The organism is Enterococcus pallens ATCC BAA-351, from assembly GCF_000407485.1.
Lineage (GTDB): Bacteria > Bacillota > Bacilli > Lactobacillales > Enterococcaceae > Enterococcus_A > Enterococcus_A pallens.
The window spans coordinates 1046552-1064244 of record NZ_ASWD01000002.1; the positions used below are offsets into that span (position 1 = coordinate 1046552).

Annotated in this window: 16 protein-coding genes; 1 reads left to right on the forward strand and 15 read right to left on the reverse strand. The window is 41.1% G+C overall.

Annotated features, from left to right (window positions below):
- Positions 1-109: 109 nt before the first annotated feature.
- The gene (locus I588_RS11510; RefSeq protein ID WP_010756387.1) at positions 110-868 is read left to right on the forward strand and encodes a DeoR/GlpR family DNA-binding transcription regulator; all 759 of its coding nucleotides are present in this window, start codon (positions 110-112) and stop codon (positions 866-868) included.
- Positions 869-958: 90 nt separating this feature from the next.
- On the opposite strand, the gene I588_RS11515 is transcribed toward I588_RS11510, so the two are convergent.
- The 15 genes from I588_RS11515 to I588_RS11590 all read right to left on the reverse strand — a co-directional run bounded on the left by I588_RS11515 (position 959) and on the right by I588_RS11590 (position 17686).
- Entirely contained in the window at positions 959-1711 is a 753-nt protein-coding gene (locus I588_RS11515; RefSeq protein ID WP_010756386.1) for a cell division ATP-binding protein FtsE, read from the reverse strand.
- A gap of 467 nt (positions 1712-2178) precedes the next feature.
- Positions 2179-2937 carry a winged helix-turn-helix domain-containing protein gene (locus I588_RS11520; RefSeq protein WP_010756385.1) on the reverse strand — a complete coding sequence of 253 codons (759 nt, stop codon included), beginning with the start codon at positions 2935-2937 and terminating at the stop codon, positions 2179-2181.
- A gap of 17 nt (positions 2938-2954) precedes the next feature.
- Positions 2955-3698 (reverse strand): recombinase family protein, encoded by a 744-nt coding sequence (locus tag I588_RS11525; protein ID WP_010756384.1) that lies wholly within the window; start codon positions 3696-3698, stop codon positions 2955-2957.
- A complete protein-coding gene (locus I588_RS27580; RefSeq protein ID WP_010756383.1) occupies positions 3695-3871 on the reverse strand; it encodes a hypothetical protein in 177 nt (58 codons plus the stop codon). Before I588_RS27580 ends, I588_RS11525 begins: the two co-directional genes overlap by 4 nt.
- A 24-nt stretch (positions 3872-3895) precedes the next feature.
- Entirely contained in the window at positions 3896-7102 is a 3207-nt protein-coding gene (locus I588_RS11530) for a hypothetical protein (protein ID WP_139244092.1), read from the reverse strand.
- Positions 7103-7310: 208 nt separating this feature from the next.
- Entirely contained in the window at positions 7311-9890 is a 2580-nt protein-coding gene (locus tag I588_RS27895; RefSeq protein WP_010756381.1) for an Ig-like domain-containing protein, read from the reverse strand.
- A 144-nt stretch (positions 9891-10034) separates the two neighbouring features.
- Entirely contained in the window at positions 10035-10673 is a 639-nt protein-coding gene (locus tag I588_RS11550) for a hypothetical protein (protein WP_010756380.1), read from the reverse strand.
- A gap of 12 nt (positions 10674-10685) precedes the next feature.
- Positions 10686-11525, reverse strand: coding sequence for a BsaA family SipW-dependent biofilm matrix protein (locus tag I588_RS11555; protein WP_010756379.1), 840 nt, complete (start codon positions 11523-11525; stop codon positions 10686-10688).
- Entirely contained in the window at positions 11522-12289 is a 768-nt protein-coding gene (locus tag I588_RS11560; protein WP_010756378.1) for an LPXTG cell wall anchor domain-containing protein, read from the reverse strand. Before I588_RS11560 ends, I588_RS11555 begins: the two co-directional genes overlap by 4 nt.
- Before the next feature lie 44 nt (positions 12290-12333).
- Positions 12334-13578 carry a hypothetical protein gene (locus I588_RS11565; RefSeq protein ID WP_010756377.1) on the reverse strand — a complete coding sequence of 415 codons (1245 nt, stop codon included), beginning with the start codon at positions 13576-13578 and terminating at the stop codon, positions 12334-12336.
- Between the two features lie 63 nt (positions 13579-13641).
- Positions 13642-14598 carry a signal peptidase I gene (locus tag I588_RS11570; RefSeq protein ID WP_010756376.1) on the reverse strand — a complete coding sequence of 319 codons (957 nt, stop codon included), beginning with the start codon at positions 14596-14598 and terminating at the stop codon, positions 13642-13644.
- A 13-nt stretch (positions 14599-14611) separates the two neighbouring features.
- Positions 14612-15712: a glucosaminidase domain-containing protein gene (locus tag I588_RS11575; RefSeq protein WP_010756375.1), complete on the reverse strand. Its 1101-nt coding sequence runs from the start codon at positions 15710-15712 to the stop codon at positions 14612-14614.
- The gene (locus I588_RS11580; RefSeq protein WP_010756374.1) at positions 15702-16016 is read right to left on the reverse strand and encodes a hypothetical protein; all 315 of its coding nucleotides are present in this window, start codon (positions 16014-16016) and stop codon (positions 15702-15704) included. The genes I588_RS11575 and I588_RS11580 overlap by 11 nt, the downstream gene beginning before the upstream one ends.
- A complete protein-coding gene (gene lepB / locus I588_RS11585; protein ID WP_034692899.1) occupies positions 16013-16468 on the reverse strand; it encodes a signal peptidase I in 456 nt (151 codons plus the stop codon). The genes I588_RS11580 and lepB overlap by 4 nt, the downstream gene beginning before the upstream one ends.
- Before the next feature lie 51 nt (positions 16469-16519).
- A complete protein-coding gene (locus I588_RS11590) occupies positions 16520-17686 on the reverse strand; it encodes a hypothetical protein (RefSeq protein ID WP_010756372.1) in 1167 nt (388 codons plus the stop codon).
- Between the last annotated feature and the right edge of the window lie 7 nt (positions 17687-17693).

Here is a 17693-nt window from a genome sequence, read left to right on the forward strand (position 1 = left end):
ACATTTTTTGCACGTTCGTTCAATATTTTTGCACATTTTGCGTAAGTAGATTTATTACGTAGTATTTTTATGGTAAAATAGACAGGAAAATGAGTGGTTGGAGGGGCATATGTTAAAAAGAGAAAGACAACGCCTAATATTGGAAGAATTAAGTGTAAAGAAAAAGGTTCTTGCAGCAGATTTGAGCAAGCAATTCCATTGTTCGGAAGATACCATTCGAAGGGATCTTAGAGAGCTTGATCAGCAAGGATTACTAAGGAGGATTCACAGTGGGGCTATTAGCCTGGGTCCAGCAGTAACAACTTTTGAACAGCGATTAGGTGTAAATACCGATCAAAAACAATCCTTAGTACAAAAAACGCTCCCGTTATTAACGGAAGACAGCATTTTATTGATCGATGGCGGCACTACCAATTTAGAACTGGTGAAAGCTTTACCAGAAGACTTTGCAGCTACCATTATTACCAACTCACCGTATATCACTATCGAAGCTATCAAAAGAAAAAATATCGAAACTATCGTACTAGGTGGTATTATGGCTAAACGTGCAGCTGTCAGTCTTGGAGTGGAAGCATTAGAAGCGCTAGACACATTAAGAATTGATACTTACGTGATGGGTATTTACAATCTCGATCCTGAGAAAGGCATGACCGTTCATAGTCAACAGGAATCACAGGTAAAGAGGAAAATGACGGAGGTCTCTGATGAAGTAATTGGGATGGCCTCTGCTGATAAATTGGGCGTTTACAGTAACTACATTTGTTGTGCAGCCGAAGCAATCAATGTTTTAGTAACAGATTCAAAGGATAACGCTATGCTAGAGAAACTCGAGAAGAAACAGATCTCAATAGAGCGAGTACGAAGATAAGCCACAAAATAAAACCAAGCCTATTCATAAAGTTGAATAAGCTTGGTTTCTTTGCATTAGTAAGCCCCCCCTGATTGAGAGGTGTCTCTACTATCGACTATATGCTCGACTCCGTGTCTGCTTTTTAGCTAATCGTTTCACTGGTCGTGTATCATGAACCAGCTTGCCCTTTTCCAGATGGACCACACGATGAGGGAACCGACGAATCAGCCCATGATTGTGCGTGGTCATCACGACAGTGACACCTTTACGATTGATGCGTTCCAACAGCTGGACAATCTGCTTCGCATTAGCTGCATCCAGATTCCCCGTGGGTTCATCCGCTAATAAAATGCGCGGTTGGTTGACAATCGCCCGTGCGATTGCTGCCCGCTGTGCTTCCCCACCTGAAAGCTTCATGGCATGACGCTTGTGAGTCAAGCCCACTAAGTGCAGGATCTGATTGACCTTCCTTGGAATCTGTTCTGGCGGCGTATTAACGATATCTAATGCATACACCAGATTTTCCTCAACGGTCATTTGCGGCAATAAACGGAAATCTTGGAAAACTACACCGATTTCTCTTCGCAAATAAGGAATTTCTTTACGCTTTAAGGTGCTCAGCTGGTGTCGATTGACAAAAATTTCACCTTGTTCAGGAACTAAATCTTTGTACAAAAGCTTCAACAGGGTTGATTTCCCTGCTCCAGAAGCGCCAGTAATATAAACGAATTCTCCAGAAGGAATCACTAAATTCACTCGTCTTAGAATGGGGATTTGCTGCTTCTTTATTTTCACTGCGCCATCGATTTTAACTCGACGCGGTTCAGTGATGAATTTACTCACATTTCTCATTTCAATCATGTTATCACCTCACTACTTGGGATACGCTAAATTCTTTCAGTCGGTTTTGAAAAGTTCTTCTTGCCGCTGATCATCGAAAACTACTAGTAAAAGTATACCATATCCCACCAGTCGGTTAAACGTCATTCAAAGATGTGAAAACTAAGCTTAGCCTAAATCGAAAAAAAGTTATACCGTTTTAACTCTTTCTAAACAGTCTATTCACAATTCGGTCATATCTTCCAGGTATTATATATTCATACCAACAAACAACCCTAACACTTTTTCATTTTTAACTCCTTTGCTAGTCGGCCACCCACCGACTAGCTTTTTTTGTTTTCGATTAGGTGTTGTAGCTTATTCTCACTTTTTCAGTCAACACAATTTATCGTCCACTTTGAGTATTTACTTCTCTTAGAAAGAATATCTCTTATCTTCTTCCCATCAGAAAAAACGCTCAATCATCATTCGATCAAGCGTTCCTATAATTAATTTGTCGCGTAATACATCTCTTCCATCTGCTGAGATTCCACAAGCCAATAGTCATAGAATTCGCTGCTTAACTTATACCCTCGTCCCCACAAAGTAATGATGGCTTCGCTGGTAAATCCATGCTGTTCAAATTTACGTTTTAATTTATTAATCAAACAAGATAACTGACTCATATTCGAGGAAGTATCCCCATCACGCCAAAGGTGATCACACAACTCTTTTCGAGACAAGATACCACTCTTTGGGTAGGCTTCCACTAAGCATTCAAACACTTTTTTCTCAGTTTTGGATAGACTCTTTAGCAAAAGCTTTCTATTGTCATACTTCGGACCTTCCCCCATATGTGGGAAGGAAAGAATCGGATTACCTGAGGCCATTTCCTGCTCCAACTGACGAGTCAAGTCGTTTATCTTTTCCCGCAAGCTCTCGTAGCTGGTATCCTTCGTCAACCAGTCCGCAATCCCCTGTTCGTGCCAGTGCGACTGTTCCTCTTCGTTTGGATAGTTCTCCACAATCCGTAACACCTTGAGCGGATATTTTTTTAATAGGGTTAACAGCTGTTCTACTTCTGAATGACACAAGCTCTCGCTCAAGATAACTCCCTGAAAATACGAAATAAACGGATTGACGGTGCCGTTCTGTAAACGATGAAGCATATCCGCCGAACACAAAATTTCACAGTTCATTCGCTGCAGCTTATTAATAATGTTTTCTTCGGTCAAGGTATTCTTGGTTAAAATAAGTACATGTTGCATGGGGATTCCCCTTTTCTTTATGTTTTTGAAGCGTTCTTTTCTTTGTTTGGCGGCTTAGTTTCAGATTCCTCAGTATCAATCAAAACATTCCATAAAATAATCAGTGTTACTGCCACACAGATCGCTATTTGAATCCACAATTGATCAAAATATGATTCCGCCAACTTAATGCTAAAAATTGCCAATAGAAAACAAATAACTAGAACCATTGCCAGCTGAAGTTGCTTTAGCTCTTGCTGTATGCGGTAAGCTGTCTCCAGCGGTACCCGCTTTTGTTGGGCCACCTGACGGATCGAGTGCTTGCCCACTAAAAGCCAAATAATCTCACGATACAGCTTGCGTGCCTCCGGTTCTTTACTAAATAATGAGTAAGCATCCTTACTGCGATCCCGTTCCTTGCCAGCCTTCACCAGCACCGGATGCAACAAGCGATCATTGCGCAGCGACCAACGAAAAATCTGGCGCCATTCCTCCATATTCAGTTGCGGTAAATTCAACACATCCAAGGTAATTTCCCGCTCCTCCAACTGATCCAAGCAAGCTAATAATTGGCGATAATCGCGAGAAATTACTTCCCATGAAGCAATCACCAGATGATCTCCTGGCTGAGCAAAATTCAGCAGTGCTTGAAATTCACTGGTAGGCGAATTCAGGGCCTCTACCTCCTGATGCCCATCAGAGAAAAGTTCGTCCACCGGATAATCCTCCAGCATATCCAATTGTTGGGTAATCTGATACCCGCGTGCATAGCCAAGATTCATCGTGTCCTTCCTCTTTCTGTCGGAGTTTTTCTCGCAGGTGCCGACTGCTGGTTCGTTCGCAGCAGTCGAGCAACCTTCATTTGCAAGTCCCGTTGACCCTTCATCAGCGAGAATAGTAAATAGCTTTGGACCAATACAATCAGGCCTAGCACTAGCAATAATAAATAGACCATTGCATCACTCCTCGCCTCTTTCGTTTATTTGGTTTTTATTTTTCCTAAATCATTCTTCTTATAGTCCCAACTATACGGCTGTGGAGTTTTCGGATTATCTTGTCCATCTACATTCGGCTGAACATAGAAGGTCACCCAAAATTCTTCCCCTTGATTTAACTCATTTTTGCTTAACTGCAACGGTCCTGCCGTATAGGCACTGTGGTTCTCATGACTTGCACCATTCGCATCGGCAAGTTGAGTCGTTTGGTAATAGCCCAACAGGTTATAAAACTCTGGAACAACCACCGACATCTGAACTTGATCAGCTAAATCAGTCAACTGATCTGTATCCACTGCAATATCAGTGAAGCCCGGTTCATCTGCTAATAGACCAGACTTCCCAGTCAGATTGGCCTGATAATCTGGATCAACAGCTGGATTGCCACCATTATTTTTTATGTTTTTGATGTCAAAATAGCCTTCAGTTGGCACTACAATCTCACCAGATTCATTCAAGACTACTTGTCGAACATGGAATAGTACATTACCTGTTAAGGTGATATCCAAATGTCCGATCGTCTCATTACCAGAAATTGAACCATCCTTGTGATTGGCATCCAATGGCCCATCCCATTTGTAGGTCACTGAAGGTGTCACTTTCCCTGGTGCTAAGGCATCATGAATGGTTGGTAAGCTAACTACTAATTTGTTTGGATTATTCGTTGCATCCGCCAAGGTTGGCAGTTCTGCACTAGTTTCATTAGACGCATCAAAGTAGTCGTAGACCTTTACATTACCGTTCTCTAATACCTTGTTATTGGTCTGTGTCTTACGTAAACGATACGGAATAGTATAATCATCCGCATAGTAAACAACGCCATTGGTATCCTTCGGTGTTATAGCCGGATTGGTTTTAGTATTCGGCAACGTATTTTTCGTTGTTGCAAACACCCAAACCCGATTCCTAATCGTAATTCCCGATACGCCTGTTGTGTAGGTTACATCCACCGGGTAAGGCTTCGCAACAGTTGCTTCTCGCAAAGCTTTTAATTGGTTAGCATCCACCGTTACTTTACTTGAGAACTTACTTTCTTCCCCATCTTCATCTAAGCCTTCGCCATGGTCACCGTCTCCAGTACCATGGTTAACCAAATCCCAAGCAGTTGTCTTTGCGAGCTTCTTGAATACTTTATCTGCATCGGCAACGTTAAAAGTGGTCTCAAGATCAGCTAATGGAATATGGAAGTTTTGAGCATCCAAAGCAAATTTGTTATCAGGGTCGTCAACTGTTTGCGATGTTTTCTTGTTAATCCACCGAGAAGTTACCGATGCTTGCCCTTGTGAATCTGATACAAAATAGGTAATTAATTGTGGTCCAGCCTTCGTTTTATCAAAACCTAATCCACTCCAATCAATCGGTGAAGAAATACTTAAAGGATTCCTGTTAATTTTCATCTGTAATGCATTTTCTCGATCTTGTGGCGTTGCTCCTAGAGATGTATCGTTACTATCTACTTGGTCGTAAACATTTATCGCAGTATCATCAGACATTAAGCCATTTTCTTTGCCAGTAATCAACCAGCGATCTAGTGTGTTCCAATTTCGATAATTTGTAGGGCTAGGATTTGCTACAGCATTATTTGTGATATCTACAGTAATAGCTTTTTCACCCTTAATCGCAGGTGAATAGTCATCATTTATCTCTAGTACACCTATAAAACCCATATTTGAAGAAGGAGCTCCACTAGTTGCTGGTGGAACAGCTTCATGGTAAAGACTAAGTTTGTCTACAAACTTATCTTTATCTGCTGTTGATCCCCCCATAAATAGTTGGTTATTGCCCGAATCAATAATCTTAGTTGGAAGGACAAAGCCATTTGTTTCAAGTGCACGGACAGAGATAGTTTTCAAAGGTTCTGAATCTGTTATACCTTTCATCAGCCCAGAAATAAAATAGTTGGCCCCTGTTAAGTTATTAGAATAATAATCAGAGTAGAAATTATCAGTCAAAGATGATGTGGAACCAAAATATGAAATTGTTCCGTCACTATTATTAATTAGCTTAATCCGAGTCAATCTAGGAAAAGTTTGTATTTCTCTTGATGCATAAGTATTTAGATCAACTTCAATCAACTTAGTTTTAGGAGAATCTACAACCAAGAAATAAGCATGGTCATCTGTACAAATTTCTTCTAAAACTAGCAATTCTCTGTTAGTAGCATATGAATATTTTCTTTTCTTTAAGTTTTCTCCTGTTAAAGGGTCTTGAATATCCTCATTAGTATCGAATACTTGAAATGATAATTTTGAAGTAGTTTTCACACCATCATAGTGACTATTGCTAAAAGTTCCATATACTTTTCCATCATTATTATAAAAAATATTTGTAGGCGTAGTTACTACTTGCACACCTTCATTTGGTAAATTGATTTCTGGATCTGTATTCAATAAGTTTTCAACTGAAAACAAATAGGAAGAAGCACCAGAAAATCCAGATCCTTCCCAACCGTTGACGTTAATCGCCGCAAATGGAACTCGGTGCTTCACTTTTCCCTCGTGTGTTGAGTTAGAAGTGTTTATCCTACCTACAATTATTGAATCATCAGAATAAGTACTGAAAGTATTTACTTTTATATGGTAATTAGCTTTCATACCAGTATTGGGATTATCAGTAGTGGTTAACTTCACTCTATTAATACTAGCCGCAGTGTTCGATTCTCCACTTATCTCATATCTGAAGAATGAGCCATCCTGTGTTCCAACTAAATAAGCATTATTTGATACATTATAAAAACCTGTATTAATCCTCAAGGCAATATCAGTTGTCTTCCCTACTAAGTTTTCTGCTAATAATTGTCCCTCTTTATTGAACACAGCTACTTTGATCAATCCGCCTTTGTTGGATCCAGCAAAACCATACAATACAACATAATTTCCATATGTCGTTTTTTCAATTGCTCTAATTGCAACGCTTATTGTACCGAGTTCACTAACAGCTGCCCCTGTAGCATCTACAATCTTTTTTTCTAATATTGCTACTATTTCATCATTTTGCAGATAGTTATTAAATCTTGGGGTCTGACTAGTAAGTGATTGTTCAAAAACTGCGCCACCATCTATCGGTACATTAAATGCGTTATTCCCATTTTCATCTGTCACAGTGAGTGGATTTGTCGGATGCGCAGAAACTCTCCCATTATCATCTAGCAATTTCATACCGACAAGAACGGCACCCAACATCAATAGCATAAAACATACTAGTGCTAATGCTTTTCTTGCTTGTTTATTTTTCGATAAAAGAAAACGAATTCTTTTTATTTTCTTCATTCTTCTCGACTCCTTTTTCTCAACACTTATCAAATCAATGCTTTACACTTAAAACACTCACCTCATGAGTGTTGTTGCTTTTTATGAGAGGGATACAGAAAGCTGTATCCCTAATTGTTCCTCTTGATCTTTACTGTGATACGAAATTATTTTCTAGAATATTTTCTTCATTTTCAGGTAACTCATCCAATAGGTTCTGAGTTGAAAGCGGCTGAGGAATCCTGTCATTAAGTGGACAAACTTCTAGCTCAAACCTTAGTTCACATTTGTAATATTGGTTCAGGTTAACTACCCGTATTTTCAGAGTAGAATTTGGAAAGACATAAGTTGAACACCTAAAATTACGGTGATCACCATTGTAAATAGAATAAGGAAATGTGGTGTCTGAAATAGTTACCCAAGGGTACTTGCCGTATACACCACCTCCAGTGTCAGTTTCATAATAGAAACTTAGCCTATTGAACCCTCTCCCAATTTCACCATCAGGCAGCTGGAATTCCTCTTCATAAACCTCGCCCGCAGCTATTTCCTGATTGATTTCAATTATTTGTGGATGATCAACTGCATCAAAATCGATTTCAGCAGAAACTGAACCACTAGTTGCTGTAATTGTCGCGGTTCCTTCACTTAATGCTTCAACAACTCCAGTTTCACTAACAGTTAGAATTGATTCATCACTACTATGCCAAACGAGTGTTTTATCCGTTGCATTTTCTGGATAGAATTTTACTTGTGTTCTTACTTTTCGATCATTCCCTACATAAACCTCTTTAAACTCAGTTGATAACTCAATTCGCTCTAAAGGAATAATTGCCTCATTCACTCTAAGCTCACATGTTGCAGTTAAGCCATTACTTGTTCTAGCGGTTATTATTGCGGTTCCTTCACTAATACCGATGACTTCTCCATTCATAACGGTCGCGACACTTTCATCACTGCTGCTCCATCCAATGGTCTTATCATCCGTAGTATCTGCTGGCGTGATTGTGGTTTGTAAAACTTCTGAGGTTCCCTCGTCCAATTCTAATTGGTTCTTGTTTAAAGTAATGTTAGTAATATTCTTAGGCTTTTCGGAACCTTTTGGAAAGATATTTAACACATAGTTAGTTTTGTATGCTTCTTCATCTATATGATAGAACCTACGTAGTTTAGGTAATATATAGTAGCTCTTACCTGCTTCAAAGGAATAAGAAAAGTATTTTTGTTCCTCCTTTTTAAGATAAGTTCCATTCTCATCCCAGATCATGAATTCCCACACTTGATTTAACGCTACGTTATTTGGTCCCAATACTTCTCCATCAATTGTATATTCGCCACTAGATTCAGCTTTAAATTTGAAATAATCCAAATCAGAGTATTTGTAAAAGTAACCCCACTGGCTTACACTACTTTCAATCTGTGTTGCCGTCTCAAACTTATCCCCATGGTCATCAACACGAACAGTCTTTGCTTTATATGTCTGTCCGTTGTCTTTCGAATGGCAATAAATATCTACAGATCCTGATTTACGATATTTTGGTGAGTAGGGGTCTTTCAACTCCATATCTAAAATATCCGTATCTGAACTCGTATAGTAGATTTCTTTATTACTAGCATTTTCTGGTATAAATATTGGTGGTCTGGTAGAAAAAGATCTTCCTTTTTCTACATCTTCCACTTGGTCATTATTACTAAACTCAATTCGTTCCAACGGTACATAATTTTCATCTACTACATTCACCAAACAAGTAGCCTGTTTTCTGTTGTCATCAGTAGTAAACGTAATAGTTGTTTGACCATGATTCTTGCCTGTTACTTTTCCAGCGTAATCAACAGTAGCGATTGACTTATCACTCGTTGTCCATTTTCCTTCTTTAATCGTTGCATTGCTCGGCAGCACATTGACACTTAGTTGATGTGTCTGATCCTTCTCTAGCGAAAGTAATTGATTGGACAAGGAAACATCAGTCACTTCAACTTCTGCTTGACCTGTCACCCAAAAATCAATCATTTGCTTAGCAGTATTGGTAATTTTCGAACCGCCATTATTTGAAGTGTTTACCCCTCCTGAATGAATAGCAATCAATTCATTGTTTATGTTGTAGACAGGGCTGCCGCTATTTCCACCTGTTGAGTCAGCACTATACGTAATTCCGTTATAATATATCTGATTGACCGATCCTTTTCCTGTCCACATTGTCTTGTTTTTCTCACCAGGGTATCCAGTAAGAGTCACCGACTCCTGCAAGGAAATATTCTGCTGAAGTGGAAACCACCCCGTTTCCTCTCCTAGGTTACGATCCAGCTTAATTGCTGCTAAATCGTAGGAAGAATTGAAACTAGTTATCTTCGTCCATGAAGCTGCGCCTAAAATTTGTGCAGCCTCTGCATAATACTTGTTGTTTAATCCATCGAAACCCGCATGGACCTTCACATCCGTTGCCCAACCCTTAGATGAATTGAATAAAACATGTCCGCAAGTTAAAACCGTATCTTTAGAAACCATTGCTCCACTGGCGTAAGTTTGCGAACCATCTGCAAAAGTAATATCTAAGAATACAGTCCAGCGATAGGGTGCTTGCTCCAAATGTTCTCCACTAACTAACTCACGATCATCTGGTCCAATAATAATTCTTGGCTTAATTGTATTTTCTGCAGCATACGTATGACCTATGAATCCAACACTTGCCATGAGTGCTAGCAACAACCCTAACAGTATTTTTCTTTTCACTTTGACACCTCCTCAGAATTAGTAATTATTCGTTACCCCCACATATAATTTCTTAGTACCCATCAAATCAATGCTTTACACTTAAAACACTCACCTCATGAGTATTGCTTTTTTATTAAGAGGGATACAGAAAATTCTGTACCCCTAGTTATCGGTCATAGTCTTCAGGGTATTATTGATGGTTTTTAGTGGATCATCCGTTGGTACGGTTCCCTGCCACCAAGCCTTTTGATACGCCTCTTCATTACAGTTGATGGTTTCTACCTTCAATGACAATGAGAAAGTGGCACCATGGTATTGATCACTTAGGCTGCTGGAAAGCTTGACTGTCTTGAACAGACTCGTGGTAGGTTTCCCTGCAGGCACGGCTTCCTTTACATAGTAGTAATAGCCGTCTCCGCCATCCTTCCACTCACTTGTATTCAATTGTTCCAGCTCCAAATCCTTCCCAATCACTAACGGCAGTGTCCGGGTATTGTTGGGATCACCTGCGATTGTTGTCCGTACTTCAGGCAAGACCATTACCCGAACGAATTGCTTAATCGTTCCAGTATTTTTGATGGTGACATCCTTACCAATTGATTGGTCCTTCGGTATTTCAGTAATCGGCGTAAAGGCTTCTACCAATTTAGTTTCCACCTGGCCGATTTGGAAATCATTCACTTTTTCGTCTGTGTCTGTCATAGCTGCATACACCAGATAGCCGCCGCCAGCTACTAAAAGGATGGAGCAGATAGTGACTAATACATAGACAGCACGAACTGATTTTCTTCGCAAATTCATCCTGCTCCTCCTTTACTTCGCTAGTTTCCCTTGATACAGGTTATACACATAATCGGTTGAAACCAGACCCCAATCATCTAATAAAGATTTGGTTAGATCATGAGCATCCATCTCTGGTACCAGCTTGTACAGAGCACCTTTGTATTGATTGGCATACTCTGCACTTAACGACACACTGTCCAAGAGATTCTCGGTTTCTTCACCTGGCTTCAGCACCTCTGAATAATAAAAGTAGCCGTTTTCGTAATACCAATACTTCGTTGTTCCAGGCGGTACCGTTGAATCAAACACTTTTCCTGCTTGATAGGTTAACTCAATTGAAGGAAGCGGTTGGGTACGCGTCCCATTGTAGACAATCTTCTGATCAGTTAAAACCTTATCCGCTTTGTAATATTTGCTGGCACTTTGTTCATAGGTGTTACCCTTCTTCCAAGTAGACGTGTCGTTTACCTTAATAGCCGTCGTTGGAACTCCATAGACCTTCAAATTTCCATTGCCATCGCCCGTGCCTACGTGATTGTCAGTCACATCGGTTTCAAATCCCGCAAAGAATTCTGTCAAAGAAATGCGCACAAGTGCGGGGACTTCCCCAGTATTTTTCACTCGGATATTCTTTTCCTTTGTAGTGCCGGGTGACCAATGAAACACCTGATTGAAGTCTTCAACAATTACTGCACCTAACCGCTTATGGTTAGCCACATTCCGATTGACCCGTTCATCACTAGAGGTAATCCAAGCATATGTGCTGCCAACAATTAAAAGCAAACTCAACGCGATGGAGAAGCAGGCAAAGAGTGCCTTGCTTTTAACAAAGACTTTTAGTAAATGTCTTCGTTTGTCTTTTTGGCTCATTCCCGCTCCTCCTCTCGGCGTTTTTTCCATAAGAACAATGCAAGTAACACCAACAACAAGCCGGAAAGAAACTGGTAAACCAGCTGTTCACCGGTTTGCGGCAAACGTTTTCCGCTACCAGAGGTTCCTGCAGTAGTCGTTGGACCAGTTCTTGGTAAGTCTCCTGAACCACTAGGTGCTGTAGGATCGCTTGGTACAGTCGGCTCTGTTGGCTCGCTGGGTTCTGTTGGTTCTGTTGGTTTTTGATCCTTGGTACCAATAAAAGTCCAGTAGAATTGCAGGGTACTGTCTTCTCGCAAATCTTCATTGGTTAGGCTGCCATCGACAGAGAATTTTGCGACGAGAACCTTGTCAGTCCCATACTTGCACACACCTAGTTCCAAAGGGGTTTTCGTCCAATCCGTTTTGCCATCGCCTAGTAATGGACCATGGTAAATTTCTTTATCATCCAAAGTTAAGGTCATCGTAATATGCTCTTTCCAATCCACTGACCCCGTAGAGTCGCCTTCTTCCACCAACATCCCTAAAGAAAAGGGCTCCTCCAGATCCAAACTGCGGATGGTTATCTCTTTTTCATACATATCACCAGGCAGAATATTCACTAAATCAACATAGTATTCCCCTTCAGATGTTGCATAGACACCATCAGAATCCCCGATTACCATGCCGGGAGGAAGTGCTTGTGCGGCTTCTGCTGAACGTAATCCTCCAAAACAAGCAAGGAGACACATCAGAATACCGAATATAGCTTTGAGCTTGCGCAACTTTTTCCACCCCTCCCTTTTTCATGGTTTTATTTCCATAGTGATTATTGTGTTAATTTGTCGTAAATAGCCTTAGTAATTGGTTTGGTTGCTGGTGTAATATCTAATTTCCAACCACTACTATCTGTTAATGCTTCTGGAGTCGCTTGGATTGCTTCCATTTTTACAACTAAATCGTAAGAAGCATTTCTGTATTCTGTACCCATCGCACTGCCAAATACTAGTTTGTCTAATAATTCTGCTGTAGTCACACCATTTTTCAGTGGTTGAGTATAGTAGAACCAGCCATCTTCAGAGTTGTAAATCCAGTTATCTGTTGCGGTAGCTAAAGCGGCTTGACCAATAACTGCTGCAGTATAATTTACGTTGATTTCACTCTTGCCTAAACCTGTAGGATCAGTATCTGCTTGAACAGCTTTTTGTCCAGCTCCTGTAGGAATTTGCGCAGTGTTTGTTGTTACTGATTCACCAGGAATTGCAGCTATACCTAAATCTGCAATTGTGTACTTGTAGCTCACACCATGACGGTTACCGCTTGTTCCCAGCAAAGCATTCCCAGTCAAGTTTCCTGCTTCATCTTCTAGTGAAGATTTCGCCCAATTAGCAACTGTGTGTTTGTAGCCATTTTCAAAGTAGCCATATTGCGAATCAGAAACTGTGAAGGTCCAATCTTTCGCATCATTACTTGCTTCAGTGTCTTTATTAGGAATAGTGACAGTTGCTGTCATGTCTTGGTATTTCCCAGGCGCATACTCATGAACAACTTTTGGTTCATCGTTGTATGAAATAGCTCCGGTTACACCATCAACAATTCTTCCACCTTTAACAAATAGTTTTGTATTAGGCTCCAATCCGGTTACATTTGTCGCTTCTACGTATCCAGTCACTAATGTTTCCGCTGGCATATGTTTGCCTAAGCCTGGATCGTTTGCCACATAGGTATACTTAGCGGAAGGAACTGCTCCTGCACCAGTCGTTGGCGCGAATTTGATTTCACCTTTGTTGGTCAAGTGCTTCAAGACTTCTTCATAAGAAACTCGAACAAATACACTTGCAGTACCTGTGTTAGAGATAGATACTTTTTTAGTAGCCTCTGTACCCGCTACTAACGGCTTTGGTTCCCATTCCTCATTGATGGTTACACTGTTATCAACAACCGCTGATGAACTCACCTTATTGACCCGTTGATCCTGTGACGTAATCCAGGCAAATGTCCCGGAAATAGCTGCGATTAAGGCTAAACCTGCTGCTGCAGCCATCAGCTTTTTCTTTTTACTGTTCTTCTTCATTTCTTTTCCTCCTATAGTTTTCCTTTTTTTGTTTTTTTATATAAACACCTGCAATGCAGATGGTTATACCCCATTTGGATACCTATTTCTTTTGGTTGATTCTCTTACTGTGTCTGGTTGTAAAAAGTATGCTTTGAGTACCAGAAAGAACCCAAAGGTCGATAGGACACAAACAATACATAACCAGAGATTTTCTTGAACAAAATTAAGTACACTGCCCATTCTCGGAATTACAAAGGTGACCTTCCCGTAGACTCGCGAGGCTTCTATTGGAGGATCTTTACTTTCATTTGCATCCCCTTTGGTGACAATGTAGTCTCCTTCTTTACCATTCAATTCAGTTAAACGCTCTACCATTCTATGAGTCAGGTAACGATCGCCATCACCAACCTGGAAAGTAACAATATCTCCTTCCTTCACCTGACTACCATCCGTCATCTTCACCAGTACAATGTCGCCTGAATAGAATCCTTTGGACTGAGCATCTGGCTGTGATGCCATCGAATCAGTTAACACGCGATAAAACCGATGACCAAAAATGGCCGCATCTGATTTTTCACTAAAAGCAAACATCAAGGAACTCAATAGAATGCCAATCGTCAACGTGTAGAAAAACAAGTTGTAAATGAATAAAAAGATTTTTCGATTCGTTGATGCTTTAGCTTCACGCAATGGTTGACTGCCAGTAGATGCCGGCCGTTGCTGTACTGGGCGTTGCCTTGGTGGAATTACTTCACGTTCGTATCCTCTAGGAATGGGTCGCGGCCTTTCATCGTGATAATGATTGACTGGTCGCCTTTCCCCTCTAGGCGGTTGGTGCCGATCAACAGGTGGATAGTACTCTCGATTGTAATTTCTTCTAGGCGGCACTGAACGATGATTGGTGAGCCTTGGCCTCCGATCGTTGTAACGATCATCCACATAGTCATCCTCTTCGTATCTCCTGCTCGGCCGACGTTCAGAAGGGGCTCGCTCCCGATAAGGTGGTTCTTCCTTTCGATAGTCCCGTGTTCTCGGCATGATTCCCCTCCTCTCATTGTGCAGTTCGATTACCAATAAGCTGCTTAGCTGGCCGTTGAGCAGTTGATGGAATTACGACCACTTTTTGTTTAGTTTTAACGGCTATCGCTTCAACTTCCGATGATTCGGAACCTGCCTCACTTGAATTAGATTCGTTCCTAATACCTTCCTCAGTTGAAACGACAGTTCTAATTGGTTCTGACAATCCTTCTGTTTCTCCAGCCTTATCCGGCTCACCATCAAACTTCGTTAACTCATAGGTTTCAATCAATGCATTCAGCTTCTTGTCATAGGAAGTATCCGTCGCGTATTTACCTGTCAGCGCTTTAGTTGCCTCATAGTAGGTTGCGGCGTTTGTTTTCCAGGTTGCTTGGTAAAATCCTGGATTCCCCGACAATCCTTTTTTTAACAATGCGGCATAATCTTCTAACGATTCTTTATAGCTGGGATATTGACGAAATGCTGATTGAATCGTGTATAACTGCCCATTCCCTTTATCTTCTTGTGTATTGAAGGACACGTTTTTCCCTTGATAACTCCCTTTAATTCCGAACAAATTATGATGCGGTGGACGCGCCAATTGACTGTTACCTGAACCTGTTTCCAGAATTGCTTGGGCAATCATGACCGAAGCATATAATCCTTCATTCCATGCAATTTGCTGGGCATCCGCCCCAATGGTTTGAATAAACTCTTCAGTCGTTTGATTTTTCGCCACTGAAAACTGATAATTTTCCTCTACCTTGGCAGCTGGCAGCGGTGCCTGAACCTTGTTAACTGCTTCTGATGTGGGCATTGTTATAGCCGCTACAGATTCTTCTGTTACTTTTGGTGATTCACCTAAGGCAGTAGTTGAAGCCGTTGAGTTCCCTTTTTCAATTTCACTATTTGTCGTTTCTTCTATAGAAGAAGCCGGAGGTGTAGTTGATTCAGTTGACTCTTTCTTTACTTCACTAACAAGACTGGAGCTCGCTGTCACACTGGAAGCCACTTCCTGTTGTAACGATATTGACTCCTGCGTTTCTGCTAAAACAGTTTGTTTCACTTGAGTTTGATAAATTGTAAATAAACAAAGGCTTAACCCCAAGCTTCCCAGCAAGACCTTACCCTTCATCTTGCTTCCGCCTTTCCTGCGGTCGCGGCTGCGGACGTCCTCTCGGTCTTCTAGGCCGAGCAGCTAACTGCTTCAATTTCAAAAGAACATTGTGATAATGTAACGCTGTCATCCTTAGATAAAGTGCCAACACCATTAACAACATCAATAGAAACAACTGACTAACCGTGACTACCTCTTGAAAATCCGTAAAATAGAAAAAGATACCTAATATGATGACTCCAAACAGCACGACTAAAGAGAGAAGCCAATAAACCCAATACCAAAAGGTGTACCATTCGATTTTTTCCTGCAGTGTCTTCATTTATCCTTGTTCCCCTCTTTGACGATTCCTAAAATTTGTTTTTCTGAAACTAGTCCGAAGATTCGGCTATCCTTGGAAATGTTGCGATTGTCTCCTAATACAAAGTAATAACCTGGAGGAATAGGCTCCTCATACAACAGTTTCCATTCGAATTGCTCTGTGTTTGCTGCGAACCTATCCGGCGTGGCTACATCATTAACAAATAGCTGGCCGTCTTTGTAATCAATTCGCTCCCCTGGTAACCCAATAATTCGTTTCAGATACAAATCATTCGGTGCATCAGGCGGATGCAGCACCACCACATCAAACCGTTCTGGTTCACGATGTGCCTTCACTTGAACCACTTCTTGTTCCCAGAAGGTTGGATTCATGGATTCCCCACTGACAAAATACTTTGGATATAGCCAGTGATAGGTACGAAACGCTCCAAGAAATAGTAAATAGCAAAGAATAAATGCACTTGCGAGTTTTGCAACAATCGGCCAATTTTTGGATCGCTGTCCTCATCCAACCTCCTGGGCTTCTTTGACTGGCGCATCCTTTTGTTCTCGAACCATCCGTTCCAACAAAGCACTTTCTCCTTGAAGCAAATCAAAGTAGGCTGCCTTACTTAACAAATTGTCGTAATCCATCTTCATCAGTTTGACGTAGGGTTTTCTAAACCAAGGTCGAGCATGAACTTTGGCCCGCGACTCAATCACTTGGCATTCATATAGGACAAAGTGAATGTCTCTGGCTGAAAGATTGGCTTTGATTTGTTTGACTTGATCTCGCTCGTAGACCAGTTTGTTGCCGGTCACGGTCATTTTTTCAGTTTTATTCACCAGCTCACCATTGAGATTCCACATCTGTTCCAAAAACCTTGCCTTCTGAAGCAAATACGTGTATTCCCGCAAGCTGATTTTGATTCGTTTGTCCCAATCGCTTTCTTCTTTGTTTTCTCGTTCAAAGTATTGGATACCGCTGTAGAGCATGGATAATTCTAGTTTTTCAATCACCATTTCTAACTTCTGATTTACTGCTCGCAGCCGAGCCTTGCTTTGACTTTCTTGCTTGACTTCTTCCTGTTGGACCCGATTAACAGATACTTCCGCTTTCTTTACCTGTTCTTCTACCTGTTTGATTGGAACATTCGCGGTCTTTTCTGATGTGTCCTTTGATTTAGGCGGCACATCTAACAGGTGCTGTTCTACTAATTCCAGTAATAACTGCTCTGCTCGGTCCAAGGCTTCTTCGGCAGACAAAGGAAACTGTTGGATCAAGCTTTCCTCTAAGTGGATCGCAAAGGGAAACCCGACTTCGCGAAAAGTTAACGGAATAAAGTCAAAGCGATAAATCTGCCGGCCATATTTTGGTTCTTCCGTTTGTGCTTTGATCCAAGCAAATTGCGGAAAGAACTGATGCAGCGACTGCCAGAAACCCGACCAATCAAAATAGCCGGTTGGCAACAACAGCTCCACATGATAGCTGCTGTTCATCAGACGAAACAATTGCTCAAAGTGCTGATAAATCTTTTTCCGCTGGTCGTCGTTTAAGGTGCCATGTGGTGCGTATAAATATTCACACGCCCGTTCAATTTCCTCTAAGAGCGGCTGGGTCACTAACTCCTCCTGCATGGCAGGAGCTGGAGTGGGATATAAGGCGAGTTGATTCTGTGCTTGCTTCACCAACAATCAT

Bases quoted from the DNA above. Each gene is read 5' to 3' on its own strand.
- I588_RS11550 (WP_010756380.1), bottom strand. From the start codon at position 10,673: ATGAATTTGCGAAGAAAATCAGTTCGTGCTGTCTATGTATTAGTCACT.
- I588_RS11570 (WP_010756376.1), bottom strand. From the start codon at position 14,598: ATGCCGAGAACACGGGACTATCGAAAGGAAGAACCACCTTATCGGGAG.
- I588_RS11580 (WP_010756374.1), bottom strand. From the start codon at position 16,016: ATGAAGACACTGCAGGAAAAAATCGAATGGTACACCTTTTGGTATTGG.
- I588_RS11510 (WP_010756387.1), top strand. From the start codon at position 110: ATGTTAAAAAGAGAAAGACAACGCCTAATATTGGAAGAATTAAGTGTA.
- I588_RS11565 (WP_010756377.1), bottom strand. From the start codon at position 13,578: ATGAAGAAGAACAGTAAAAAGAAAAAGCTGATGGCTGCAGCAGCAGGT.
- I588_RS11530 (WP_139244092.1), bottom strand. From the start codon at position 7,102: ATGCTATTGATGTTGGGTGCCGTTCTTGTCGGTATGAAATTGCTAGAT.
- I588_RS11525 (WP_010756384.1), bottom strand. From the start codon at position 3,698: ATGAATCTTGGCTATGCACGCGGGTATCAGATTACCCAACAATTGGAT.
- I588_RS11515 (WP_010756386.1), bottom strand. From the start codon at position 1,711: ATGATTGAAATGAGAAATGTGAGTAAATTCATCACTGAACCGCGTCGA.
- I588_RS11520 (WP_010756385.1), bottom strand. From the start codon at position 2,937: ATGCAACATGTACTTATTTTAACCAAGAATACCTTGACCGAAGAAAAC.
- I588_RS11575 (WP_010756375.1), bottom strand. From the start codon at position 15,712: ATGAAGGGTAAGGTCTTGCTGGGAAGCTTGGGGTTAAGCCTTTGTTTA.
- I588_RS11555 (WP_010756379.1), bottom strand. From the start codon at position 11,525: ATGAGCCAAAAAGACAAACGAAGACATTTACTAAAAGTCTTTGTTAAA.
- I588_RS27580 (WP_010756383.1), bottom strand. From the start codon at position 3,871: ATGGTCTATTTATTATTGCTAGTGCTAGGCCTGATTGTATTGGTCCAA.